Source organism: Haloarcula sp. CGMCC 1.2071 (assembly GCF_037078445.1).
Classification (GTDB): Archaea; Halobacteriota; Halobacteria; order Halobacteriales; family Haloarculaceae; genus Haloarcula; species Haloarcula amylolytica.
Map to the genome: position 1 here is coordinate 236205 of NZ_JAYMGY010000004.1, position 23768 is coordinate 259972.

Below are 23768 nucleotides of genomic sequence, written 5' to 3' on the forward strand. Positions count from 1 at the left end.
GACGGGTTATTATGCCGGTTTTCACTCGAAACTACGGCGGAATTCACTCGAAACCGAGTAGTGCGCGCGCGGGCGGTTACGGAAGGCTTTTCCTGCCACGCTGGCTACCCGAGGGATATAATGCCAGAGGACCTGAACTGGGCCATCGGCGGCGAAGCCGGCGATGGAATCGACTCCACCGGGAAGATTTTCGCGCAGGCACTCTCCCGGGCTGGTCGACACGTCTTCACCTCAAAGGACTTCGCCTCCCGCATCCGCGGCGGGTACACTGCCTACAAGGTACGGACGTCAGTCGACCGGGTTGAAAGTGTCGTCGACCGCCTGGACATCCTGATCGCACTCACCGAGCGCACCATCCACGAGAACGAGGACGAACTCCACGAGGATTCCGTCATCATCTACGACGGCGAGCGCTCGACGATGCAGGACGTGGAAGTGCCCGGCGACGCGACGGCACTCGAAGTACCGCTGAAACGACTCGCCGAGGACGCGGGTGGGGCCATCATGCTCAACGTCGTCGCCCTCGGTGCGGCGTGTGAGGTCACCGGCTTCCCCATCGAGAACCTCGACGAAAGCCTCGAAAAGCGCTTCGGCGACAAGGGCGAGGCCATCGTCGAGAACAACAAGGAAGCCGCCCGGAAGGGACAACACTACGTCCAGGAGGAGTACGGCGAGTTCGACTACGACATGGAGACCACCGACGAGGACTACGTGCTCCTCAACGGCGACGAGGCCATCGGCATGGGCGCTATCGCCGCCGGCTGTCGCTTCTACTCCGGCTACCCCATCACACCGGCGACGGACGTGATGGAGTACATGACCGGCCGCGTCGACCAGTTCGGCGGCAAGGTCGTCCAGGCCGAGGACGAACTCTCCGCCATCAACATGGCCCTCGGTGCGGCCCGCGCCGGTGCCCGAGCCATGACCGCTACGTCCGGTCCGGGTATCGACCTGATGACCGAGACGTTCGGGCTTGTCGCCACCAGCGAGACGCCGCTGGTCATCTGTGACGTGATGCGTTCCGGTCCCTCGACCGGGATGCCGACCAAGCAGGAACAGGGCGACCTCAACATGACGCTGTACGGCGGCCACGGCGAGATTCCGCGCTTCGTCGTCGCGCCGACGACCGTCTCGGAGTGCTTCTGGAAGACCGTCGAGGCGTTCAACCTCGCCGAGAAGTACCAGACACCGGTGTTCCTCGTTTCGGACCTCGCGATGGCCGTGACGGAACAGACGTTCTCGCCCGACACCTTCGACATGGACGAGGTCGAGATCGACCGCGGGAAGGTCGTCGACGAGGACGAGATCGACACCTGGCTGGACGAGAAGGGCCGTTTCCAGGCCCACTTCGCGGCCGCCGACGGGGTTTCGCCGCGTGCGTTCCCCGGCACGACCGACGGCGCGCACATGACGACCGGCCTCGAACACGACGAACTCGGTCGCCGGACCGAGGACACGGACGTGCGCATCGAACAGGTCGACAAGCGCCAGCGGAAAGTCGAGACCGCCCGCGAGCAGGAAGACTTCGACTACCGCGAGTTCGGCGACCCCGACGCCGACACCCTCGTCATCTCCTGGGGCTCCAACGAGGGGGCCCTGCGCGAGGGGCTGACACTGCTGGAGGAGGACGGCTACGACGTGCGGTTCCTCTCGGTGCCGTACATCTTCCCGCGGCCGGACCTCTCCGAAGAGATCGAAGCCGCAGAGGACGTCATCGTCGTCGAGTGTAACGCCACCGGCCAGTTCGCGGACGTCATCGAACACGACGTTCTCGAACGGGTTCAGCGCATCAACAAGTACAACGGCGTGCGGTTCAAGGCAGACGAACTGGCGACAGAGATCAAGCAAACGCTTGACACACCCGCGGAGGCAACACAATGAGTTCCGACGTTCGCTTCACAGACTTCAAATCCGACAAGCAACCGACCTGGTGTCCCGGCTGCGGTGACTTCGGGACGATGAACGGCATGATGAAGGCGCTGGCGGAGACGGGCAACGACCCCGACAACACCTTCATCGTCGCCGGTATCGGTTGTTCCGGCAAAATCGGGACGTACATGCACAGCTACGCGCTCCACGGCGTCCACGGCCGCGCCCTGCCGGTGGGCATCGGCGTGAAGATGGCCAACCCGGACCTCGAAGTGATGGTCTCGGGCGGCGACGGTGACGGGTACTCCATCGGTGCCGGCCACTTCATCCACGCCGTCCGCCGGAACGTCGACATGAGCTACGTCGTGATGGACAACCGAATCTACGGGCTGACCAAGGGGCAGGCCTCGCCGACCTCGCGAGAGGACTTCGAGACATCCACCTCGCCCGACGGTCCAAACCAGCCGCCGGTCAACCCGAAGGCGCTGGCGCTGGCCTCTGGTGCCACGTTCATCGCGCAGTCGTTCTCCTCGAACGCACAGCGTCACGCCGAGATCGTCAAGCAGGCCGTCGAGCACGACGGCTTCGGCTTCGTCAACGTCTACTCGCCGTGTGTGACGTTCAACGACGTCGACACCTACGACTACTTCCGCGACGCCATCGTGGACCTCGACGACACCGACCACGACCCCGCGGACCGCGACCAGGCCAAGGACAAGATCCTCGAAAGCGACAAGGAGTACATGGGCGTCCTCTACCAGGACGAGGACTCCGTCCCCTTCGAGGAACGCGAAGGCGTCGAAGGCTCGATGGCCGAGATCCCCGACGGCGCGCCCGAGGGCGCGATGGATCTCGTCCGCGAGTTCTACTAGACCACCTTTTTCGACGGGGGGTTCGCGCTCGCCACTGGCGAGCGCTCAACCCCCGCCCAAAAATCTACGCTAAAAAGGCGACTTCGCGGCGCGCCGCGAAGTCGTGAAACGGCGGCCTGCGGCCGCCGTATACTGGTGGTTCTATTTGAACCGGTAACAGTGACGGTTTCTCAGTAGTAAATCCCAGGGCCGAGTTGAGTCGAGTGCAACGCTACCGAATGGTTTTATTTATGACAGCTGAATGGGCAGTGTACGGAAATGGGCGGCACACTCGACTACGACGAGGCGGAAGCCCGGCAAGAGGAAGCGATATACAGCACGCCGGCGGCCGTGGCGCGACGGGAGCGAGTACGGGACCTGTTCGCGCCCGAACCAGGCGACAAGGTTCTCTCTATCGGCTGTGGGCCGGGCTTTGAGCCGGCGGAGATCGGCTGGGCGGTCGGCAATGCGGGACACGTTCACGGTATCGACCGGAGCAAGGCGATGCTCGAACTCGCCCGAGCGCGCTGTGCCCCGCTACCGCAGGTGACTCTAGCACAGGGAAACGCCGATGACCTCCCAGTGGCCGATGGATCGGTTGACGCGGCCGTCGCAGTACAGGTGTTTGAGTACCTCGAATCGGTTGATTCAGCGCTTTCGGAACTGGCCCGCGTCCTCCGACCCGGCGGGTCTGCCGTCGTCTGTGACGCCGACTTTTCTTCGCTGGTGTGGCGCAGCCCCAATCCCGAGCGAATGGCACGCGTTCTCGATGCCTTCGACGACCACTGCCCGCACCCGCGGCTGGGCTCCCGCCTCGCCCCGCACCTCCGCGGGGCCGGACTGACGATTGACCGGGTCGAACCGAACGCCATCGTCAACACCAGCCTCGACGACACCTTCGCGGCCCACCTCATGGCGTTCATCGAGGACTACGCGGCCGACCACGAAGCTATCGGGCCAACAGCGGCACAGGCCTGGGCCGATGACCTCCGAGAACAGGCGGCCCACGGGGAGACCTTTTTCAGTTTCACGCAGTACTGCTACCTCGTTCACAAGCCCGCGTAGCGGTCTCAGTGTCCCGACCACAGACTGTGCTGTGGCCTTGACTCACACACACAATAGTATCGGGTTCGGACCCATATGCCGGTATCCCCAATGTGAGGTATGTACGTCTTCTGGCACCAGCGTGATCTCCGGATACCGGACAACCGGGGGTTGACTGCCGCCGCCGCAGACGACGAGGTGTTGCCGGTGTACGTTCTCGACACGGACCTGCTGTCAAGCGCCGGGAAGCGACAGCGGGCGTTCCTCCTGGCCGGCGTTCGAGCGCTGAAACAGGCCTACCGGGACCACGGCGGGGACTTGCTCGTCAGGGAGGGCTCTGCCGTCGATGTGCTCTCGGATATCGTCAAGGAGTACGACGCTAGCAAGGTGTACTACAACGAGCACTACCGGCCCGCGCGGCGGAACCGTCAGCAGCGGGTCGACGAGGCGCTCCCGACGAAGTCGCTGACCGACCTCGTACTCGTCGACCCGGCGGGGCTCGATAGCCAATACGAGAACCACAGCCGGTTCTACGACGACTGGCAGGCCCACCACAAGCTACCGCCGGTGGACCGGCCGGAGGCGGATTCGCTCGTCGACGTCTCGGAGCCGACGACGGCTCCGGCCATCGATACGGATATCGACCTGCCGACGCCCGGCTACGAGGGCGCACGAGAGCGGTTCGACGATTTTCTCGCCGGCGGCATCGAGACGTACAACGATACCCGCGACGACATGCAGGCCGCCGTCGAGCGGCCGACCAGCGCCGTCTCGCGCATGTCGTCGTACCTCGCGGCCGGAATGATTGGCATCCGCGAGATGTGGCGCGACGCGTCCGACCGCCACGCCGAAGCCACCGGCGACGCCCAGCGGAACATCCAGAAGTACCGCTACGAACTCTCCTGGCGCGAGCAGAACTACCATCTACTGTACTACAACCCCACATTGCTGTCGGAGAACTACAAGGCGTTCCCGAACCCCATCGAATGGGAAAACGACAAGGACAACGTCGGGGCCTGGAAGCGTGGCGAAACGGGGTATCCGTTCGTCGACGCTGGCATGCGCCAGCTCGAACGGGAGGGATACATCCACAACCGACCGCGTCAGAACGTCGCTTCCTTCCTCACGAAGCATCTCCTCGTGGACTGGCGCGAGGGGGCCCGTCATTTCCGCCGGAAGCTCGTCGACCACGATCCCGCCAGCAACGCCGCGAACTGGCAGTGGACAGCATCGACCGGGACCGACTCCGTGGACGTACGTATCTTCGACCCGGTCGCACAGATGAGCAAGTACGACAGCGGGGCGGACTACGTCACGGAGTATGTGCCAGAGCTTCGCGACGTTCCGGCGAACAAAATCGTCGACTGGCCGACGCTCTCGGACGGCGAGCGCGAGGAACTGGCACCGGAGTACCCACATCCAATCGTCGACCGGAACGCCGCCTACGAGCGAGCCCAGCGCGTGTTCCAGACGGCGTTGGGGAAGCGCTGAGGGAGGGGCGAGGGAAGTGGCGCTACGCTCTGTACTGTACGAGGAGATAGGCCGCCACTGCAACGGAACCGGTGACCCCAGTAAGCCAGATATCCGTACTCAGATACAGTCCCGGCGTCGGCGGGTGGTACTGCGTCAGCGGCCACAGCACTTCGTAGGACCGCCCAGAGGCTTTCAGCAGGAGCGCATCGGCAAACAGGTGACTGGCCGCTCCGAGCGACAGCAGACCGAACACGCGGCGTCGGTCGGAGCGGTTCACTACGACCACGCCGACGAGGACGGCGACGAGAGCGCCGCCGAGCGTATGGACGCCCAGCCAGTCGAACGGGATATCCAGTGCTGCCTCGACGGTTGCAGCATCCACGAGAAGCTTGATCTTCGCCATGTCCGGGATGAACGCGCCGGCCATCCCAACGGTGACGTACTCCCCAGAGAGCCAGTCGTACCGCAGTGACAGGAGGGTACAGATGGTGAACGCGATGAAAGCGTGCGAGAGTAGATCCGGCATCAGGCACGCACCTCCCGCATCATCGTAAGGAGCGCTCGTATCGGCCTGAGCGGCTCTTCACGCCGGCACAGTGCCCCCGTTTGCCAGTCAAGCCGCCAGCCACAGATCAGTCGCCCGAGGGTCCACAGGCCAGCGAGGGCGGACACGAGGTACATCGCAGCGTAGTTCATCGCCGGGACGCTCACGCTGTTCTCCGCGGTGATAGTCCGGTCCGAGCCGAGCGTGCCATACACCTGCAGCGATTCGCCTTCGGCGACGGCTGTGCCGACGTTCCGGACCGTGACTGTGAGCGTCCCGCTGTGGCGCTCGCCGCCAGTAGCGTACTCGTACTCGACGGCGATTTCGACGGGGCTGGTCCCACTGACCGTGCCGGTCACCTGAACGTACTCGCCGACGTGGCTGTCGTAGTCCTCGGCCAGTGCGTCCTCGGCTGGGTAGTCACCCAGCGCCGGAGCGGGCGTGGCCGCACCGAATCCGACCATGAGCGCGAACAGCACGGCCAACAGTCCACAGATAGCGACGACCCTGCCCACCCACGAGTGAAGCATTCAAATTCCGGTGCGGGCGGCGGGATATAAACTCTGGCGCTTGGGTCGAGTCGCTGTCGTTCGTGCGCCTACTCGGGCTTGCCGGGTAGGACGTCCGGGTCGCCGGAGCGGTAGATGTACTCGACAGCGACGCCGGTCAGCGGCGAGTCGGCGGCCGTCGCGTACGACTTCGCGAGGTCGAGATACTGTTCGGTCACGTCGACGACGCGCCGATAGGCGGCTTCGTCGTCGGGCGCAAGCAGGTACTCGGCGGTGACTGGCGTCAGTTGCCCCTCCGCGCGGTCGTCCTCGTAGTCGTCGACATCGTCGAGCCACACCTGCGCACCGATGATGGCGAGGACGATGGCCTTCGCGAACTCGTCGTCGATATCGAGGCCGGCGAGTCGGTAGAGGTCCAGCATCCCGTCGTAGAGGACGCCGACGCGGGCGTACTGGGTCTTGCTGTAGGGGAGTTCCTTTTCGGTCTCGGTGAGTGTCGCCGGCTCCTCGTCGTACTCGGCGAACTTGTACTCCTCGCGGATATCGGTCAGAGAGTCCTCGTCACCGTCCTCGGCCGCGGCCATCAGCTCCCGGAAGTAGCCGTCGCGGTCCTGATGGGCCTCGCTGTAGTCGACGGCCCACTGGTAGGCGTTCTCGACGACAGGCGGCATATCCTCCAACAGGCCGTCGAGGTGGGACTGTAGCGCGGATTGGGCGACCTCGGCGACGCGGCGGCGGTCGGCTTCACTCGCGTCAAAGTCAACCTCGAAATCTTCGAACTCGTCGTCGTTGATGGCGTCGCGCATGTCGCCGTCGATGAGCGCCTCGATGGAGAGGCGGGTCATCTGCTCGGCGCGGACGACCATCTCGCGGGGCGCGAGGTCCTGTGCCGGCCCCTTTTCCAGTGCCGTCTCGTCGACAGTCGGCACGCCGTCGGCGATAGCGTCGATAACGGGGTCGCCGGGTGCCTGCTGACGGGCGTTGCGGTAGACGTAGCCGAGCGTCAGCTGCGCGGGCAGGATGAGCTTCGTGTCATAGGAGAACTCGACCGGACGGCCGAACTCGTCTTCGAGGGCGTCCTCGATGCGGTCGGTCACGTCGTCGACCATCGCCTCGGTGCGGTCGTCGATCTCGGATTTCAGCGAGAGGCTGCCGGCGTCGAACACGCCGGTGTCCGCGTAGTATCCCAGTACCGCCCGTACGGCCGTGGGAAGCCGCCGCCTGTCCGCGAGCACGCCCGCGCCTGTCTTGAACATTGTATGTCGCCCCGGGTGTTCCCGTCATGGTAGTGGGGCCGTCTTTACCCTTTCGAGACCGCCCTCGGTGTATTCGGAAAGACTGATTACCGACAGGGAATACCCACAACCATGCGCGAGCGCTTTGACGTGGTGATAGCCGGAGCCGGGCCCGCTGGGGCGCAGTGTGCCCGTGATCTAGCGGAGCGAAACTACGAGGTGCTCGTTCTCGAAACCGAGTCCGAAGACGAGTTCCCGCGTCAGAGCAACAAGTCCACCGCCGGGACGTTCATGTCGGCGATGACGGGCTTTGCGATTCCCGATGACGTGGTGATGAACTACACGGACGACGTCGTGCTCGAATCCCCCAACGACCACTACGTCCGCAATCAGACCGGGGCCGTCCTGGAGTTCGCGGAGTTCAAACAGTGGCTCGTCTCGGAGGGTCGGAGCAAGGGTGCGACCTACCGCTTCGACGCCCGTGTCTCAGCACCGATCATGGAGAACGGGGAGATCGTCGGCGTCCGGTACGACGGCGACGAGGAGGTGTACGCCGACATCGTCATCGACGCCACCGGCCCTGCCGCGCCACTGGCGAAGAAACTCGACGTGTGTAACCTCAAGCGGGATCATCAGGCTATCGGTGTCGAGTACGAGTTCGAGGGCGTCGAAGTCAACCACGACGACTACGCCGACCTCCGGGACGCGATGATGCTCCGCCTGGATCACGACCTCGCCCCGGGCGGCTACTCCTGGATTTTCCACACCGGCGACGACACGGCGAAGGTCGGCCTCTGTTACATACAGAACGGCTCCCACCAGAAGTACGCGAAAGACGGGATGGGCATCGACGACTATCTGGAGTACTGGCTCGATTCGGACCCCAGATTCGACGAGGCCGAAAAGATCGAGGGTACGCAGGCCCACCGCGGGTCGGCCCACATCCAGCCGCCTGACTCGATGAGCACGGACAACTTCATGGCTATCGGTGACACCGTCCCGACCGTCGACCCGCTGTGGGGCGAGGGCATCCACAAGGGGATGAAATCGGCCCGCGCCGCCGCCGCGACAGCCGATTCGGCGCTCAAGCCCGACGAACCCGACACCTCCGCGGAGAACCTCTCTGTCTACGATCAGCTCTGGCACAGCGAGGTGGCTCCGAAACACAACGCCCGCCTGATGATGACGGAACTGCTGTATCTCGCTCCGAACGACCGGTACGATCAGCTGATGGACGACCTCCGGAGTACTGGACAGGACACCCTCAGACAGATCAACGGCGGCGACCGTCGGGCGATTGCGAAGCTCACCCACCTCTCGGATATGCCGATTCTCGTCGAATACGCGCGCCGTCGCCTCGATATTTGAAGCGACCGCGCGGAGTGCGGCAGGTTTTTTTCCGCCGGCCCGGAGTTTCAGATGATGGGAACCCCCGTTGGTGTGGTCGGTGACGACGCCCTGGCAGACGTGCTTCGAGACGCCGGCGTGGCTGTTGCGCGGGGTAGTGACGGCACCGTTCCGAAGACTGACCGGGTCGTGGCGGTCGGTGAAGACGCCGTCGCTGCCGCGGCGCGGGCCGACGGTGACCCGCTCGTGTTGCCAGTCGCGGCTGGCCGGGGCGTCCGGTCAGTACCGCGAGACGACGTTGTCGCCGCTGTGTCGGGGCTTGCTGACGCCCGGGTTGAGACGCATCCGGTCCTCCGCGTGACGATGCCTGACGGCACGGTCGAACAGGCGTTCTGGGACGTGACCCTCGTCACCGCCGACGCCGCTCGCATCTCCGAGTTCACTATTGCGTCGACAGCCGACCGCATCGGGCAGTTCCGGGCCGACGGCGTCGTAATCGCAACGGCCGCCGGCTCACCGGGCTACGCCCACCGCGTCGGCGGCCCGATTCTGGCGCCATCGGACCAGGCAGTGGTGGCACCGATCGCACCGTTCGCGACCGACCCGGATCACTGGGTGTTGCCTGTCGCCGGACTCAGTGCCTCGGTCGAGCGCGACGAGGCGACCGTCGAGTTACTCGTCGATGACCGCGTATCGCAGCCCGTGGGCTATCAGGAGAGTATCACGATCTCGCTCGGGTCCCCCGTTCGGACCGCCGTCGTCGACGAGAGCCAGTCCAGATTCGAGTGAGATTGGAAAGACACTAATGGACGGTGGACAGAGCTTTGCATATGCAGCCATCCGTAACGTTCTTTGGGCCACTGGATACCATTCTGGGGAGCCCCACAGTCGGCGGCGCGCTCCTCATCGAATACGTCATCTTCGGAGTGGTAATTGTCAACTTCCTGACCCGGCAGCTCGCCCACAGAAGCCACGTCAAACAGTACGAAAACGATGGCGCGGACGCGGTCAGCCGCCACCCGGCGCACACGTTCACCAACATCGCGCTGGTCGTGCTGTCGTTTTTCTACATGACGCTCCACCATCACGGCGGGATGGTCCTGTCGGTACTCGTCCTCGGCGCAGTCATCACCGACTTCTTCGAGTTCGAATCCCGGAAGGTCGAGGCGCGCCGTGACATTCCGCTCGAACGGCCGAAGGGAGCCATCGTCGCCGCCCTCGTAGTGTTCATGTACGCGGGCTACCAGAGCCTGTTCTGGGTCATCAAGGGTCCCTGGAGCGCCATCATCTAAACACGGTTTCTCGTTCTGTCGTCTTCGAGTGCCTATAATCGGCTAGTCGCGCGTACTGATAGCCCTACGTGTGTGGTCGGCAAGCAATATCTGTTTCAATATCTTACTTCTGCACACTTCTCTGCCAGAATAGAGAACATATATTTTATTTTTTCCGACCAGTCCGACTGCTTGTCCTAGAAACAGGCGAAATAGTTTAATACTCGCACTGTATTTGTCTCGGTGTAGACGAAGATGTCACACAGGTCCCTCACAACGGCGCTGACACTGTATCGCGGGGAAACACTCACACTCGAAGAGGCGGCGACGTACAGCGGGGTGTCACCAACAAAATTCGCTGTGGCGCTTCGCTCGCGCGGCATTCAGGTGCGTGACGAAGACGGCGCGCCAGTCGACCAGACTCCGAACTGAGAGTGGCGTCGGTCCCGCAGAAAAGGCTACTGCGTACTATTACGCCGACCGCTCGTTGAGATACGTCTGGAATTCACTGATCAGTGGGAGCACGACCCAGAAGGTCAGTGCGCCCAGTACCGCAAACCAGAAGAACGCGTCGCCCATGAACAGGGCAATCTGGTCGAACGTGGTCGGTTCCTCGATGGTAAGTTCGCCGGTGAGCTGTGCGCCCTCGAAGCTCGGCGTGTTGTACCAGCCCTTGATGGTCATCCAACCCAGTCCGCCGACCATGAGGCACGCGAACCCCTTCATGAACTCGTCAGCCATTATCCGAACGTTAGGTAGCGTCGTCTTTAGACTTTCCCATTTCCTCGGTACGGAAGCGCGTCGAGAACGCATAGACGACTGTGCCAGCGAGGATGCACGCGATTCCGGCGATGCCGACCGGAACGTCGATCTCCGAGGCGGGCGCTGACGCCCGCTGTGTCGCCACGTCGACGAGGATGAACCCGGCGACGACGCTGACGACCGCAAACAGCGTCGAAAACACCGTCACGGCCTTGTACACGCGCAGCGGCACCACGACGTCCCGCCGCTCCGAACCGTCTTCAGTCCCCGCTGACTGGTCCCCTGTCATCGGTACCACTAGGGACGGGAGCCACTTTACTGCGGCGAGATGCGGTCGCACCGCTTGCGATAGCCACGAGCAAAGAACGTGAGAAACGACGGAGAAATCGACCGGTCAGATTACTTCGGCGGCCGCAGCCGGTAGTACCGACGGTTGAGGTCGAACATGTAGCCCTCGCGCATCGTCTTGAGCACCGCGTAGGTGATGGTCGCGCTAACGATGGGGACGAGGAACGTCAGGTCGAACAGCAGGTGCGAGTCCATCGGGACGAGGTTCTTGATGGACAGGGCGGCGATGGTCAGGCTGAAGATGACGCCGGACATCCCGACGGCAGCCCAGAACGGCTGCTCGACGGGACGGCGGGCCGACCCCTTGTTCAGGAAGGGGACGATGGCGACGAAGCCGACGACTACGACGTTTGCCAGCACACCGTAGGTTCGGTCAGCCATGAGCTTCGAGCCGCCGAGGATACTCAGCTCGGGGTTCAGCGGGCCGAGCTTCAGCAGGCCAAAGGACCAGTAAAGATACCAGTCCGGCAGGATAATCGCCGGCGTCACGCCGGAGTTGGCCGGGTTCGGCATTTCCGGGGGCAGCGTCGCCGAGACGAACAGGATCATGCCCACGAAGAACGACGTCAGCGCGATGTTGCGCATCATCTCGTGGGGCCAGGCCGGGAACGCGAGCACGTCACGCTCGACGTAGTCCGACTGCTGGCGAAGGTCCTGGTCCTCGCGGCGCGCCCGCTCGAAGTACTCGTAGGTCAGCCGGGAGAGCCCCTGGGTCCGCTCCTTTCGCTCGGACCATGCGGGAGTCTCGTCGTCCGGCGAGACGATACCGGTGCCGGAACCGTCCGTGCGAACGTCGTCTGTGTCGTTGTCGCTCATAGTATTAGTGTGGCTCAGCGATCCCCTGCATCCAGACGATGCCGATGTGGACCGCGATGATGGCAGTCGTGATGAACGGCAGGAAGAACACGTGCAGGATGTACATCCGCTGTAGCGTGGCCTGCGAGAGCGTGAACCCGCCGAACATCAGCTGTGCGACCCACTCACCGATAAGCGGGATGGAGAGGGACATCTCGACGCCGATCTGGCCGGCCCAGAACGAGAGCTGGCTCCACGGCAGCAGGTAGCCGGTGTACCCGAACACTAGCGTCAGCGAAATCAGGACGATGCCGATGAGCCAGTTCAGTTCGCGCGGCTCCTTGTACGCCCCGGTGAAGTACACGCGGAGCATGTGGAGGAACACAGCGGCGACCATGATCTGCGCGGCCCAGCGGTGGACTGAGCGCAGGAAGTAGCCGAGGTTGAGCTGGCCCATGATGAGCATCACCGAATCGTACGCGACCGTCGGCGACCCGTCGGCAGCCGCGGCGGCCGGTGCGTAGTAGAAGCCCAGCAGCGCGCCGGATATCGCGGCGACGACGTACGCGACTGTCGAGAACGATCCGAGTGCGTACAGTGGGTACCAGTACCAGAACTTGTTGTCGAGATTGTACTGTTCCGTGTGGCTCTTTGGCATCTGCATGTTGACCTTGTAGTAGAGATCTTCGAGGATCTCTAGGTAGTCAACGACGCGCAGTCGCCTGTCGAGCCAGATGAGCACGGTCAAGTACACCGATTCCACCGGCGTCAGCTCGCGCGATTCCATCCAGCCTTTGTGGTCGTGTTCGTCTTTGCGTTCGAGACTCATTGATTACTCCGTTTTTGGTGGGCGTGGCAGCGCCACGAACGTCGATTGCACAGGACTGAACGGGTCGTACACGGACTGGTGGCACTGACAGTAGATGTCGTTGGCTGCGGCGAAGTTAGCGCTTCCCTCCTGTGTCTTGAACCCGGGCACACAGCAGAAGTGCGTACATTTGTTCAGCCAAGCGATGAAGCCCTGGTCGGTCGCCTCGGAGACGAACGACTGGACGTTTCCGGGAAGGTTCGCGTACTCGCCCTCGCCGTTGGCCATCTTCTCGACTTCGACTGACCGGATTATCTGCACTGGGGCGCCGTTCTTGCCCTCGCTGTTGGTCCGCCAGACGACGCTTGCGGGCTTCCCGACGCCAGGGTCGCCGATGCCGTTGCCCCACTCCTGGTAGTCGTCGAACATATCGACCGTCATCGGCTTGCCGGACTCGTACTCCCCTTGCCAGGAGAAGGATCCAGTGTCGTTGAGGAACGTGTTGTTCCGCTCGGACTGCGGGTAGACGGCTTCGGTGCTCTGGATACCGCAGTACTGGAACCACTGCGAGGAGTAGTCGATACCGCTCCCGCCGAAGTCCGATGCGAGGGCCGCACCAGCGTTCTCGTCGTAGTCCGGCCAGAGACCGCTGATTTCGCCGCCGTTGATCTCGATGGGAATGATCGGCATTCCACGCGGGGCCGGTCCAGCGGTATTCTCGACAGCGACGAACGGCGTCGTCCCGCCACCTTCGCCGGCGGCGTCCGTCGTCGCGTCGACGGCTGCGGCGCCACCGACGCCGACGCTGGAGAGTGCCGCACTCCCGACGACGCCCTTTACGAAGCGACGACGGCCTGTTTCAGCCGGGTATTTGTCTTCATCAAGTGGCATATTATTTCTTGTAGTATGGGTACACTGCGCGTTTGAATGTCTCTGCGAACTTGTCGCCGTCCGCCACTGTTTCCCCGTCGACGTCCTCTTGGCGGATGTAGAGGTCTTCCCACTTGCGACGGCGCTTTTTGACGATCATTACGTCGGGGAGGAACTCCTTGCGGTACAGCAGCATGATGAAGGCCAGGTCGATGAAAATCGCCGTCAACACGCCGCCCATGAACATATTGGCCTCGATGAGGCGGACAGTCAACACCGTGCCGATGCCGGACGCCCATCCGGCGATCATGCCGTAGGTGAAGAGGCCGACGAGGCCGACCTGGATCACCGTCAGGAGTACGATGCCGACGGCCGCTGCTGTGCTCTCGCGTGGCGGTTCGTACCGGTGGATATCACCGTACGTGGAGCCTTCGGACGCCATTAGTTGTTCCCTCCACTAGTGTGGGGCGACTCGCCGTACTTCAGCTGGAAGAACGTGAATATCAGCGGGATGATGACTGCGAGGCCAGCGCCGAACCCGACAAAGTGAGGTTGAATCGGGACGCCGGCGTAGTGTGGGTCGACTTCGACCGGGCCGCCGCCGCCGACTGTCATTGTCGGGTACTCCTCGCCGACGACGATAGCGCCCTTCATGTTGAGTCCCTCGTGGGGGACACAGAGGTACGGGTAGATGCCGTCCTCCTCGAAGGTGTGCTCGTAGTTGACGCCGGCACTGGAAGTCGTACTGCCGGAGTCCAGCGGGCCGTCGCCGTCCGAGACGACGTTGTGGCCGCCGCCGTTGCCCGTCCATTCGAACTGGACGGTCGCGCCGTTGTCAACGTGGACGGCTGGCGGACCGAACCCGTACGCGCCGCCGTTGGCCTGCACGCCGACCTCGACAGTTACTGTGTCCTGCCCGGTCGCGTCGACGGTCGTCCCGTCGAAATTCCCGACCGAATCCAGGAAACCGCCGTAGTCCGGGACGGTTTCGCCACCGTCGCCGCCTTCCTCCTGTGCGGCGGCAGAGCCGGTGGCACTGAGGGTCGCCGCAGCACCGGCGGCCCCCCCTGCTGTCCGGACGAACTCCCGTCTGTTCATATACACTCTGGAATCAGGACTGAGTTTGTATAAACCCACCGAATACCACCCGCAGGAACCGTCATTACCCGGCTTCGTCAGTCTCGGTCGCCCCGTCTTCAGACCCCGAATTCTGTGGGTCGAGCTCCGGAACGAACTCCGGTCGTTCGCCGTCCTCGAGTCCGATAGCCCGGAGTCTGTCCCGGTATTCTTCGGCGCGGAACGTGTCCGAGAGCCTCGCGTTTGCGACGGTGAAAAAGAGGACGAGCGACACACCGATGAAGGCAGCGCCAGCCACGACCAGGAGCGCAATGCTGGTTCCCCTGTTGCCGATGACGCCAGCGGTCGCGAGTACTGCGCCCCCGAGCAGGGCAATCCCGGCCAGGAGCTGCGCCCCGGCAATCGCCTGTAACATCCAGTTACCGAGTTCGCCGCCACCCTCGGGAACTGACTCCGGTTCGGGAAGGGGTCTATCGGGGACGTTCTCGGGCACGTCGTAGGAGTCCATCGAACACAGCGCGACCGTGGGCTTCACGTCACGCATGACGGTCCCCTCCCCTTCGAGGCTTCCGTCGGGGTAGACGACCGCATAGCCTTCGTCGGAGTACGCGAGTACCCGCGGCGGGTCCCGATGACGTTCGATGCGGGCGAACACGTCGCGGTTTGCAACGCGGTTCCGCAGGTCCCGCGTGACCCGGTCGAGCAGGTCGTCGCCAGTGATCCAAGAGTCCTCGTCGAAGGCAACGTCCCATTCCTCAGCAGTCATCTCGGCCATGTCCGCCGGGCCGAAGTTGTCGAAGTCGTACTTCTCTTCGACCTGCTTCCGGAGCGCCTCCGTATCGAGTTCGTCGCCTGACTCGCCGTCGTCGTCCGTCTCGCCGCCGTCATCCTCGGCCCCGTGTTCGCCGGGCTCGGTTTCGGCAGCTACCGCGTCCGCAGGGGTGTTCCCGCGCTCGTCCTCCGTGGGAGACGTCGAGTCCGGGTCGGCCATTGCTCGGGTGTACGGACCGCGACGGCTTACAAGTTCTGACCTTCTGCATCCGGCAGTCTTTAGCGAGCACTGTCCCTAGGTCGGCCTATGGTGTCGGACGGCCTCGTGGCCACAGTCGTGTTACTGTCGGTGAGCCTCAGCCTCCCCTGTTTCCTGTACGGCGCGTATTACATCATCGAGACGGAGCCGGTCACCTGGGACGTGCTCGTGCACCATCTGAAGTTCGTCACGACGGGGCTGGTGTTGACCACTGTCCCGATGGTGTTCTGGATGATCCCTCGCCTGCCGGACCAGCTCGGCGGCCTGTCCGCCGTCCACGCGATGCTCGGCCTGCAGGCCTACGCGCTACTCGCCTTCGGCGGAACGGGAATCGTTCGGATCTTTCGTGCAAAACGGGAGCACGACCTCTACAACGAGTACGACGAAGACCTGTTGCTGGACGAAATCGGGGACGAGACGTTCAGCCACTGGCGCTCGCGGCTCCGTATCGGCGTGTTCGGATACGTCATCTTCTGGCTGCTGGCGTATCTGGTCGGTATCGCTCGGTACGCCCTCCGCTACGTGGCGTGAGCGCCGTCGATAGCGGATCTGATTCTCGGAATCTGCGAACGGACTAGATGTTTCATTAGCATTGCATGTCCATCGCTAGCTGTGGTTCCAATGTACGAACACATCCTCTTTCCGACGGACGGTAGTTCCGGAGCAGAAGCCGCGCTGGCACACGCACGCACTCTCGCCGAAACGCACAACGCGACGTTACACATCATGACCGTCCTCGATACGTCGTCGCCGCATATCGGGATGACTGCCCCAGGCCCGGAAGGGGCAACGACCGGCATGACTGCGGAGGAGCACGACGAGTCGGAGTCGGGGATGGTCAACGAAGAACACAACATCGAATCGTCGCTGCGGGAGCGGTCACAGGCCATCGTCGACGCGGCGGCAGACGAGGTCGACGGAGTCGACACCGTCACTGCCGTCGAACGCGGCCCACCGCACAGCGCGATCCTCGACTACGTCGACGAGAACGACATCGACCTCATCGTCATGGGGACCCACGGCCGAACGGGCGTCGAGCGATATCTCCTCGGTAGCGTCGCGGAAAAAGTCGTCAGAACGTCCGATGTCCCTGTTCTCACGGTTCGACTCGGAGAGGACGACAGCTGAAGCCCTCGCGCGGGGCTACCACGCCTCGCCGCTAGCGAGGTCGACGTCGCTGTCTCCTTTCTCGGAGGGACAGATATCCGCAAGTACGCACGCCTCACAGTCCGCGGAGCGCGCGCCACACACCGCTCGCCCGTGGTCGATGAGCAGGTGCGTGAACTGCTGCCACTCGCCGCTGGGCACCACGTCGAGCAGGTCCTGCTCGATGGCTTCCGGCCGTTCTTCCTCGGTGAGTCCCAGTCGCCGAGAGAGCCGCTGGACGTGCGTGTCGACGACGATACCTTCGACGATGTCGTGGCCGTGCTGGAGGACGACGTTCGCCGTCTTGCGGCCCACGCCCGGGAGGTCGGTCAGCGCCGACATCGTGTCAGGCACCTCGCCGTCGTGTTCCTCGGTCAGAATCTCACCGATTCCCTGAAGGTAGCCGCCCTTGTTGTTGTGGAAGGTGATGCCGTAGATGTCCTCGGCGAGTTCCTCCTCGGTGGCCGCGGCGTAGTCCTCGGCGCTCTGGTACTTTTCGAACAGGTCAGCCGTGACCTCGTTGACTCGCTCGTCTGTACACTGTGCGGAGAGGACGACGGCGATCAGCAGTTCCAGGCGGTTGCTGTAGTTCAGTGAGATAGCCGAATCGGGGTATTCCTCGTGGAGGCGGTCGACGACCTCTGTTGCCTGTTCTTCGTGTGACTCCAGCGGCGTTCCCATACCGCAGAGCAGTGCTGAGGTCCCTTTGACGTGTCGTTCTTCGCCGTCTGGTCTACAACTGGTATCATTACACATACCACGGCAACACCCTTGTGTCAACTATGAGCACTCTTGTGCGTGCCAGGACCAGTGTTCATCCACGGCGAGCAGGTGACACTCCGCCCACAGCAAGCAGCCGATAGCGACCTGCTACAGCGGCTGTTAAACGAGCCCCAGATTCGGCAAAACATCGGGTTCACCGACCCACTCTCCGAGCCAGCCGCCGAAGCCCTCGACAGCCGCGATGCCGACACGCACTTCGTCGTCTGTGTGGGCGACGAGCCGGTGGGGACGTGTATGCTTCACGAAGACCACCACCCGTGGGGGTTTGGTTTGCTCGGGTACTCGATGTGCCCGGACCACTGGGGCAACGGCTACGCGACCGACGCTGTCGACTGTCTCGCACAGTACGCGTTTCGGGAACTGCGATTGAACAAACTCGGAGCGGACTGCTACGCCACCAACCCGGCCTCCGCGCGTGTGCTGGAGAAAGTGGGATTCCAGCTGGAGGGCCGACGCCGCGACCACGCCTTCGTCGACGGCGAGTACGTCGACCTGCTGGAGTATGGCCTGCTCGCTGACGAGTGGGGAGATTGATAGTCACTCACACGCCTACCGAAGCTTCTTTCACTACCCCTTCGTCGGCTTGTGTATGCCCGGACCAACATTCCTCCGGGGCGAGACAATCACGCTCCGAACGGTCGAAGACGAAGATGTCGAGTTCCTGCAAGAGACCATCAACGACCCGGATGTCAGACACGGCCTCTCAGCCACGGAGCCGATATCCGAGCGGGCTGAACGCGAGTGGGTCGAATCCGTTGCCAGCGGCGAGACCGATGACGTCCATTTGCTCGTCTGTGTCGACAGCGAGGCGGTCGGTATCATTGGGCTGAACGACGTCACGGACCGAATGGGGATGGCCGAGGTCGGCTACTGGCTCACGCCGGACGCGTGGGGCAACGGCTACGCGACCGACGCCGTCCGGACGCTCACCGAGTACGCCTTTCAGGAGCGGCGGTTCCACCGGGTGTACGCGAAGGTCTTCGCCGGCAACGAGGGGTCCCAACGCGTGCTCGAAAAGGCGGGGTTCAAGCGGGAGGGGACGATGCGGGACCACTGGTTCCGTGACGGCCGCTACGAGGACGTGTATCTCTATGGACTGCTAGAGGGTGAACTGGACCGCGGTGAGTAGCTACAACTCGGCGAGGCCACGCAGAACCGTGTCGAGGTCCGGTACGGTCCCGTCCAAATCATCGAATGCTGTCGCCGCCCGAACACGACATCGCTTGTCAACGACGAACGCCGCTCGCTGCATGCTCCCGTCCTGTTTTCGGACGCCGAACTGCGCAGCGACGCCGTGGGTGTCGGCCAGCAGCGGGTAGGGGAGCGACAGCGCCGCCGCGAGCGACTGACAGTCGTCGATACCTGCCGGGAGAACGCCAAAGACTGCTACAGCGTCAGAGACGCTCGCCCAGTCTGTCTGGGCTAACTCGGTGAGGAGGCTCCGCGAATCGGGGTCGTCGTCGGGGAGAAAGGCGACGACCGCCGGCGCGCGGTTCGTCGCAGCCGACAGGCGATAGGCACCAACACCTCCATCAGCGGTCCCCTGCAGGTCAAAGTCCGGGGCCGGGTCGCCAGGGCTGAGCATACCGAGCGAACGGGGAAGCGGGACAAAAGTCCCGCGACCTATAGTAGCCATTGAAAATCAATGCACACCTGATCGCACGATGGCAGTGCGATCAGTGTGTAATTCGTTTCAATTGTTACTATAGACAGGCGACTGCTCCCTGTGCGAGGACGCTGGCAGCGGCATCAGAGTGCGGCCAGCAGTCGTTGTCCGGGGGCATCTCGTAGCATTTGCTCCCCCGAGCCATAGACGTTTCAGTCGCAAAGAAGCTTTATAAGCCGTCCGACCAACCACCGTCGTATGGGAATGGAGAATCTACCACAGGAGATTACAGCCCTCGTGGGTCGCGAGGTGTATTCGAAAAACGGCGTGTTCGTCGGCGAAGTCGAAGACCTTCGGCTGGAACTCGACCGCAAGGAAGTGACGGGGCTGGCACTCACCCAGCTCAACACGGAGCTGTTCGACGAAGAAGTGAACACAGCCCGGGGCGTCATCATTCCGTACCGGTGGGTTCAGGCTGTCGGCGATGTCGTCATCGTCAGCGATATCGTCGAACGGCTCCGCCAGCCCGAAGCCGGCGACGAGGAAGAGGAAGTCCCCGCCTAGTTTCCGTTCGAACTCTCGCTACTGCTGTCGACACCCATCGCTTCGAACAGTTTCCGCTTGACTGCTTCTTCAGTGAGTTCTAGCAGGGTGTCTCTGTTGTCGTCGCTCGTATCTAAACCGGTGAAGATGCCGAGCGGTATCTCGACGCTGGCGTCAGTGGAGTGACCCGCCGTCTCGCCCATCCCGCCGAACGCGTCCGACAGCACCTTGCCGATGTTCATCCGGATGTCCTTCGAGCGCGCGGCGAGGTAGATGGTGTCGTCGGCGATGGCAAACACGGCTGTGGTCGTGATGCCCTCCAGATTGAGGAGGTGCTGGGCCGCCTGCGCCAGCGCGTCGCGGTCCCGAATGAATCCGGCGTTGGAGACGAGATGGCTCCCCTGAACCTCGCGGTTCCGGATCGCTTCGGCGAGCACGTCGAGCGTCTCCGGACTCATCGACGGCGATTCGACCTGTTCGAGTGTGTCGTGGTCGGCGAAGGGATACAGGTACGCCGCGGCGGTCAGGTCCGCCGGCGTCGTGTCCCGCTTGAAATCCAGCGTCTCGGCGCGGATGCCGTACAGCAGCGCCGTGGCGACGCTCTGGTCGAGATTGAGGTCCAGTTCCTGAATGTATTTCGTGAGAATCGTCGACGTGGCCGAGATGTTCGGCCGGATATCGGAGAAGGCGGCGTCGTGTTCCAGTTCGTGTTCGTGCTCGTAGTGATCGACGACGATATCGACGGACTCGATAGCCGGTTCCCCACCCTTGGCGACGTCCACCAGCGCGAACGTGTCGTAGTCGTCGAGGTCGACGTCCTCGTTCGAGGTCAGTTCGATACCCAGGAGATTGACGAACGCGCGGTTCTCCTGGTGCCCGATCTCGCCCTCGTAGATGATGTCGGCCTCCACGTCGCGGCTCGCGGCGATGGCCCGCAACGCGGCGGCTGAAGCGATGGAATCGGGGTCCGGCGACCGGTGGATAAGTATTGCCATGCGCTCTTCGGTCCCGTCGATGACGTCCCCGAGCTGTGAGGCCTTGTACTCCAGCTCCCCGGTTTCCAGCGCTCGAAGCGCCGAGTCCGCGATGACTGCGGAAGGGTTGATGACCACGTCCGCACCGAGCTCAGTGAGGTCGTCGGCCGACACCGGGTCGTCGGCGCGGGCGACGATGAACTGCTCGCCACCGGACTCGCGGATGTTCTGTACCGCTTCGGCGTTGGCGTTCACGTCCGGGGACATGATGAGCACCACGTCGCGGTCGGCGACCGTCTGGGCGACGTCAGTCTCACAGATGTCTGCCTGCTGTGCGTTGAGGTCCTGATCGCGGAGGGCCTCGACTCGCCCCTCGTCCGCGTCGAGGATGAGTACGTCTTTCCCCTCCTCGACGAGTTCTTCCGCCACGGCGTGGCCAACACTCCCACACCCGAGGATGGCGTAGGTCGACATAGAGGCCATCGTGATGCCGCTGGCTGTACTCATTAGTGTCTGTATCGCTTGGCGTCAAGCCTCTTTAATGCCAGCTATTTCTCCAACAACTGGGAACGCTCTCCTGAAAGATCGGTTCGAGAGGGCGTCAAACGCCGTCAAGCGCAGGCATAGTCGTACCCTGTGCGATTCTTCTCTCATACTGCCGGCTGTAACTATTTCAAGAGATTCGCCACCCCGAGGTGGCGAGATCCTTCACAGACTTACAGCCGGCAGTATCAGTTCACCGCCGCTAGCTGACTGGTGTGTACAAGAAACGTGAGACCGACCGACACGAGGCGTCCGAATGAAAACCTATTTTACCGGGCCGTCCAGAGCATTGAGTGCACTGGGCCGGTAGCTCAGTCTGGCAGAGCGACGGCCTCTTAAGCCGTCGGTCGAGGGTTCAAATCCCTTCCGGCCCGCTTTTGCGACGAACACTTCGCGAGGAGCAAAGCGGCTACGAAGCGGTTTTGAACCAGGGAGGGCGTGCACAGCGAAGCGAGCACGTCCGACCGTGGTTCAAATCCCTTCCGGCCCGCTTTTGCGACGCCCTCTCTGTGGGAGCGAAGCAGCTACCGGACGGAGTGAACGATGGAACGAGCGGTGGAAAGTGGCGACGTTTACAGACTCAGCCACTCACGTCGTACAGGTCGTCAGTGTCGGTGGCGAGCACTGCGTTGACGACGACGCCGACCATCAGGACGATCGCGGCCACGTACGTGCTCGTGAGGATGAGGATGAGCCCGCTGAGGACGCCGTAGATGGCGTACTGTCCGGCGTTGGCGACAAAGAACTGGATCACTGCGTGGAGGGCGGTCCAGCCCATCGCGGTCGTCATCGCGCCGGGGAGGGCATCTTGTGGCGAACTCGCGACGCGTGACGGGACGAAATACAGGGGCAGCAGCGTGACGGTCAGCGCGACGAACAGGACGGCGAACCCGACGAGTACGCTCAGCGGGCCGGCAGCGAAGAGAGCCAGGAACACGCTCTGGACAAGTATCACGAGAACGGCGGCCGTAAGCGTCCCGAGGACAGTTGCGGCGTCACACACCTGCCGCGCGAGTGGCTGCTCTGTCACCGCCTCGATACGCTCGACGACGGTCAGGACGCCGACGGCGACGTTGGCACCGCTCCACGCCAGCACGACCACGGAGAGGACAGTCGCCGCTGTCCGGCCCGTCGCCGCTGTCAATCCCTCGTACAGCAGTTGCTGTGTGTCAGGGGTAAGAAACTGCGCGCCAGTGACTGAAACCACGCCGGCCAGTTGCTGGCCGAAGACGATGAAAACGAGCAACAGCACCGGCATGAGCGAGATGAACGCGTAGTACGCTAGCGACGTCGCGATGTACCTGATATCGCTCTCGTACGCGATACTGGCGACTGTCTTCGCAGTTGCCACCCACTCGACTCGTCGCGCCATATCCCGAAAAGGGTGGAAGCAGGGAAACATGTTTGTGCTGGGATAACTGTGGTCGAGGGACAGCTACGACTGGTCGTCCGCGAACCGTCCTCAGCCCTCACGACGTACTGCGCCTGCAGGGCCACGTATGGTTAGCTCAGCCGTCCAATCGCTTTCGCATCTCGACGTGTGGAATGCCGGCTTCCTCGAATTCGTCGCTAACCGTCTCGTAGCCGAGTTGCCCGTAAAACGACTCGACGTGGGTCTGTGCGTGGAGTATGAGCGTAGTCGCGCCGTCGTCCCGAGCGGCGTCTTCGACGGCCCGCATCAGCGCTGCGCCGACGCCGTCGCCCCGATAGGGCTCGCGGACCGCGACCCGTTCGACCTTGCCGACCGTTGACTCGGGGAACCGGAGCCGGGCGGTGCCGACGGGATACTCGCCGTCACGGGCCAGAAACTGGACGGCGTCCGAGTCTTTCCCGTCGAGTTCCTCATCCTCGGAGACGCCCTGTTCCTCGACGAACACCGCTGTTCGGACGGCTGTTGCCGCGTCTTCGAACGCATCCCAGGTGCCGACACTGACTTCCAAGTCGCTCATGACCGCAACTTCGAGCGGGTCCCCTGTATGTGCTGTTACTGGGAATCGCCGAAACCATCAACACAGACCCGGGTGTAGCGGGCATGCATGACGTACGACTACGCTCGCGACCACGAGCACGAACTGTCGGCGGAGTACCTGTACGCCTCTGACGCGGAGGTTCTGGGAATCTACGACTCTGATGACTCTCTACAGGTCGACGTGGCCGTCATCTGTCCCGAATGCAGCGAGACACTTTGTTTGGAAACAACCGTCGACAAAGTCACGTCGTCCGGGACTGAACTCCCGCTGGACGAAGACTACTACGACTGACCGGCGTATCCACAATAATTTTTTCCGCGGCGCGAGTATGGCCGTCCGCTATGTCCGACTTCGACACGTTCGAGTGTTC

Annotated in this window: 30 protein-coding genes and 1 tRNA gene; 15 read left to right on the forward strand and 16 right to left on the reverse strand. The window is 63.0% G+C overall.

The features are described 5' to 3' along the window. Nucleotides 1-120 precede the first annotated feature (120 nt). The 4 genes from VI234_RS11435 (at nucleotide 121) to VI234_RS11450 (ending at nucleotide 5255) form a co-directional block, all read left to right on the forward strand. Nucleotides 121-1881, forward strand: a complete 1761-nt coding sequence (locus VI234_RS11435; RefSeq protein WP_008309411.1) for a 2-oxoacid:acceptor oxidoreductase subunit alpha — start codon at nucleotides 121-123, stop codon at nucleotides 1879-1881. Then, a complete protein-coding gene (locus VI234_RS11440) occupies nucleotides 1878-2741 on the forward strand; it encodes a 2-oxoacid:ferredoxin oxidoreductase subunit beta (RefSeq protein ID WP_008309410.1) in 864 nt (287 codons plus the stop codon). Before VI234_RS11435 ends, VI234_RS11440 begins: the two co-directional genes overlap by 4 nt. Before the next feature lie 258 nt (nucleotides 2742-2999). After that, nucleotides 3000-3785, forward strand: coding sequence for a class I SAM-dependent methyltransferase (locus VI234_RS11445; protein WP_336330076.1), 786 nt, complete (start codon nucleotides 3000-3002; stop codon nucleotides 3783-3785). Nucleotides 3786-3884: 99 nt separating this feature from the next. Beyond that, nucleotides 3885-5255, forward strand: a complete 1371-nt coding sequence (locus VI234_RS11450; protein ID WP_336330077.1) for a cryptochrome/photolyase family protein — start codon at nucleotides 3885-3887, stop codon at nucleotides 5253-5255. A gap of 22 nt (nucleotides 5256-5277) precedes the next feature. Here the strand turns inward: VI234_RS11450 and VI234_RS11455 are convergent, their stop codons facing one another. The 3 genes from VI234_RS11455 to VI234_RS11465 all read right to left on the reverse strand — a co-directional run bounded on the left by VI234_RS11455 (nucleotide 5278) and on the right by VI234_RS11465 (nucleotide 7546). After that, nucleotides 5278-5763: a metal-dependent hydrolase gene (locus VI234_RS11455; protein ID WP_008309403.1), complete on the reverse strand. Its 486-nt coding sequence runs from the start codon at nucleotides 5761-5763 to the stop codon at nucleotides 5278-5280. Next, nucleotides 5763-6311: a hypothetical protein gene (locus VI234_RS11460; protein WP_049942895.1), complete on the reverse strand. Its 549-nt coding sequence runs from the start codon at nucleotides 6309-6311 to the stop codon at nucleotides 5763-5765. The genes VI234_RS11455 and VI234_RS11460 overlap by 1 nt, the downstream gene beginning before the upstream one ends. Nucleotides 6312-6379: 68 nt before the next feature. Next, entirely contained in the window at nucleotides 6380-7546 is a 1167-nt protein-coding gene (locus VI234_RS11465) for a hypothetical protein (protein ID WP_336330078.1), read from the reverse strand. A gap of 111 nt (nucleotides 7547-7657) precedes the next feature. Between VI234_RS11465 and VI234_RS11470 the strand changes: the two genes are divergently transcribed. The 4 genes from VI234_RS11470 (at nucleotide 7658) to VI234_RS11485 (ending at nucleotide 10575) form a co-directional block, all read left to right on the forward strand. Next, complete coding sequence (locus VI234_RS11470) at nucleotides 7658-8893, forward strand: digeranylgeranylglycerophospholipid reductase (RefSeq protein WP_008309398.1); 1236 nt, start codon at nucleotides 7658-7660, stop codon at nucleotides 8891-8893. Nucleotides 8894-8947: 54 nt separating this feature from the next. Beyond that, entirely contained in the window at nucleotides 8948-9661 is a 714-nt protein-coding gene (locus tag VI234_RS11475) for an ATP-NAD kinase (RefSeq protein WP_336330079.1), read from the forward strand. A gap of 41 nt (nucleotides 9662-9702) precedes the next feature. Then, the gene (locus VI234_RS11480) at nucleotides 9703-10164 is read left to right on the forward strand and encodes a DUF7313 family protein (RefSeq protein WP_008309394.1); all 462 of its coding nucleotides are present in this window, start codon (nucleotides 9703-9705) and stop codon (nucleotides 10162-10164) included. A gap of 234 nt (nucleotides 10165-10398) precedes the next feature. After that, nucleotides 10399-10575: a DUF7317 family protein gene (locus VI234_RS11485; protein ID WP_008309393.1), complete on the forward strand. Its 177-nt coding sequence runs from the start codon at nucleotides 10399-10401 to the stop codon at nucleotides 10573-10575. Nucleotides 10576-10614: 39 nt separating this feature from the next. On the opposite strand, the gene VI234_RS11490 is transcribed toward VI234_RS11485, so the two are convergent. The 8 genes from VI234_RS11490 to VI234_RS11525 all read right to left on the reverse strand — a co-directional run bounded on the left by VI234_RS11490 (nucleotide 10615) and on the right by VI234_RS11525 (nucleotide 15794). Continuing rightward, nucleotides 10615-10884, reverse strand: a complete 270-nt coding sequence (locus VI234_RS11490; protein ID WP_005534632.1) for a DUF7314 family protein — start codon at nucleotides 10882-10884, stop codon at nucleotides 10615-10617. Between the two features lie 10 nt (nucleotides 10885-10894). Beyond that, nucleotides 10895-11194, reverse strand: coding sequence for a DUF7315 family membrane protein (locus VI234_RS11495; protein ID WP_004592916.1), 300 nt, complete (start codon nucleotides 11192-11194; stop codon nucleotides 10895-10897). Between the two features lie 110 nt (nucleotides 11195-11304). Then, entirely contained in the window at nucleotides 11305-12069 is a 765-nt protein-coding gene (locus tag VI234_RS11500) for a cytochrome bc complex cytochrome b subunit (protein ID WP_008309388.1), read from the reverse strand. A gap of 4 nt (nucleotides 12070-12073) precedes the next feature. Then, entirely contained in the window at nucleotides 12074-12877 is an 804-nt protein-coding gene (locus VI234_RS11505; protein WP_008309387.1) for a cytochrome b, read from the reverse strand. Nucleotides 12878-12880: 3 nt separating this feature from the next. Continuing rightward, a complete protein-coding gene (locus tag VI234_RS11510; protein ID WP_336330080.1) occupies nucleotides 12881-13747 on the reverse strand; it encodes a ubiquinol-cytochrome c reductase iron-sulfur subunit in 867 nt (288 codons plus the stop codon). A gap of 1 nt (nucleotide 13748) precedes the next feature. Next, nucleotides 13749-14168: a DUF7318 family protein gene (locus VI234_RS11515; RefSeq protein WP_008309385.1), complete on the reverse strand. Its 420-nt coding sequence runs from the start codon at nucleotides 14166-14168 to the stop codon at nucleotides 13749-13751. Further along, a complete protein-coding gene (locus tag VI234_RS11520; protein ID WP_008309384.1) occupies nucleotides 14168-14824 on the reverse strand; it encodes a halocyanin domain-containing protein in 657 nt (218 codons plus the stop codon). Before VI234_RS11520 ends, VI234_RS11515 begins: the two co-directional genes overlap by 1 nt. Before the next feature lie 64 nt (nucleotides 14825-14888). After that, nucleotides 14889-15794 (reverse strand): DUF7319 domain-containing protein, encoded by a 906-nt coding sequence (locus tag VI234_RS11525; protein ID WP_008309383.1) that lies wholly within the window; start codon nucleotides 15792-15794, stop codon nucleotides 14889-14891. Nucleotides 15795-15881: 87 nt separating this feature from the next. Here VI234_RS11525 and VI234_RS11530 point away from each other — a divergent pair, with 87 nt between their 5' ends. Both VI234_RS11530 and VI234_RS11535 read left to right on the forward strand, forming a co-directional pair. Beyond that, entirely contained in the window at nucleotides 15882-16364 is a 483-nt protein-coding gene (locus VI234_RS11530; protein WP_008309382.1) for a DUF7321 family protein, read from the forward strand. A 90-nt stretch (nucleotides 16365-16454) separates the two neighbouring features. Further along, nucleotides 16455-16961: a universal stress protein gene (locus tag VI234_RS11535; protein WP_008309379.1), complete on the forward strand. Its 507-nt coding sequence runs from the start codon at nucleotides 16455-16457 to the stop codon at nucleotides 16959-16961. A 15-nt stretch (nucleotides 16962-16976) separates the two neighbouring features. Here the strand turns inward: VI234_RS11535 and nth are convergent, their stop codons facing one another. Continuing rightward, on the reverse strand, nucleotides 16977-17660 hold the full coding sequence (gene nth, locus VI234_RS11540; RefSeq protein ID WP_336330081.1) for an endonuclease III: 684 nt from the start codon (nucleotides 17658-17660) through the stop codon (nucleotides 16977-16979). A gap of 117 nt (nucleotides 17661-17777) precedes the next feature. On the opposite strand from nth, the gene VI234_RS11545 reads away from it, so the two are divergent. Further along, the gene (locus VI234_RS11545; RefSeq protein WP_336330082.1) at nucleotides 17778-18296 is read left to right on the forward strand and encodes a GNAT family N-acetyltransferase; all 519 of its coding nucleotides are present in this window, start codon (nucleotides 17778-17780) and stop codon (nucleotides 18294-18296) included. Nucleotides 18297-18351: 55 nt separating this feature from the next. Then, on the forward strand, nucleotides 18352-18891 hold the full coding sequence (locus tag VI234_RS11550) for a GNAT family N-acetyltransferase (protein ID WP_336330083.1): 540 nt from the start codon (nucleotides 18352-18354) through the stop codon (nucleotides 18889-18891). Here the strand turns inward: VI234_RS11550 and VI234_RS11555 are convergent, their stop codons facing one another. Beyond that, nucleotides 18892-19347, reverse strand: a complete 456-nt coding sequence (locus VI234_RS11555) for a redoxin domain-containing protein (protein ID WP_336330084.1) — start codon at nucleotides 19345-19347, stop codon at nucleotides 18892-18894. 285 nt (nucleotides 19348-19632) lie between these two features. Here VI234_RS11555 and VI234_RS11560 point away from each other — a divergent pair, with 285 nt between their 5' ends. Beyond that, entirely contained in the window at nucleotides 19633-19932 is a 300-nt protein-coding gene (locus tag VI234_RS11560; RefSeq protein ID WP_008309371.1) for a PRC-barrel domain-containing protein, read from the forward strand. Here the strand turns inward: VI234_RS11560 and VI234_RS11565 are convergent. Next, the gene (locus VI234_RS11565; protein WP_008309370.1) at nucleotides 19929-21392 is read right to left on the reverse strand and encodes a DHH family phosphoesterase; all 1464 of its coding nucleotides are present in this window, start codon (nucleotides 21390-21392) and stop codon (nucleotides 19929-19931) included. The genes VI234_RS11560 and VI234_RS11565 overlap by 4 nt on opposite strands. 336 nt (nucleotides 21393-21728) lie before the next feature. Between VI234_RS11565 and VI234_RS11570 the strand changes: the two genes are divergently transcribed. Beyond that, nucleotides 21729-21802 (forward strand) — tRNA-Lys (locus VI234_RS11570). A gap of 206 nt (nucleotides 21803-22008) precedes the next feature. On the opposite strand, the gene VI234_RS11575 is transcribed toward VI234_RS11570, so the two are convergent. Both VI234_RS11575 and VI234_RS11580 read right to left on the reverse strand, forming a co-directional pair. Then, nucleotides 22009-22800: a YihY/virulence factor BrkB family protein gene (locus tag VI234_RS11575; RefSeq protein WP_336330085.1), complete on the reverse strand. Its 792-nt coding sequence runs from the start codon at nucleotides 22798-22800 to the stop codon at nucleotides 22009-22011. A 136-nt stretch (nucleotides 22801-22936) separates the two neighbouring features. Continuing rightward, a complete protein-coding gene (locus VI234_RS11580; RefSeq protein ID WP_008309366.1) occupies nucleotides 22937-23377 on the reverse strand; it encodes a GNAT family N-acetyltransferase in 441 nt (146 codons plus the stop codon). Nucleotides 23378-23464: 87 nt separating this feature from the next. Here VI234_RS11580 and VI234_RS11585 point away from each other — a divergent pair, with 87 nt between their 5' ends. Further along, on the forward strand, nucleotides 23465-23689 hold the full coding sequence (locus VI234_RS11585; protein WP_008309365.1) for a hypothetical protein: 225 nt from the start codon (nucleotides 23465-23467) through the stop codon (nucleotides 23687-23689). The last annotated feature ends 79 nt before the right edge of the window (nucleotides 23690-23768 follow it).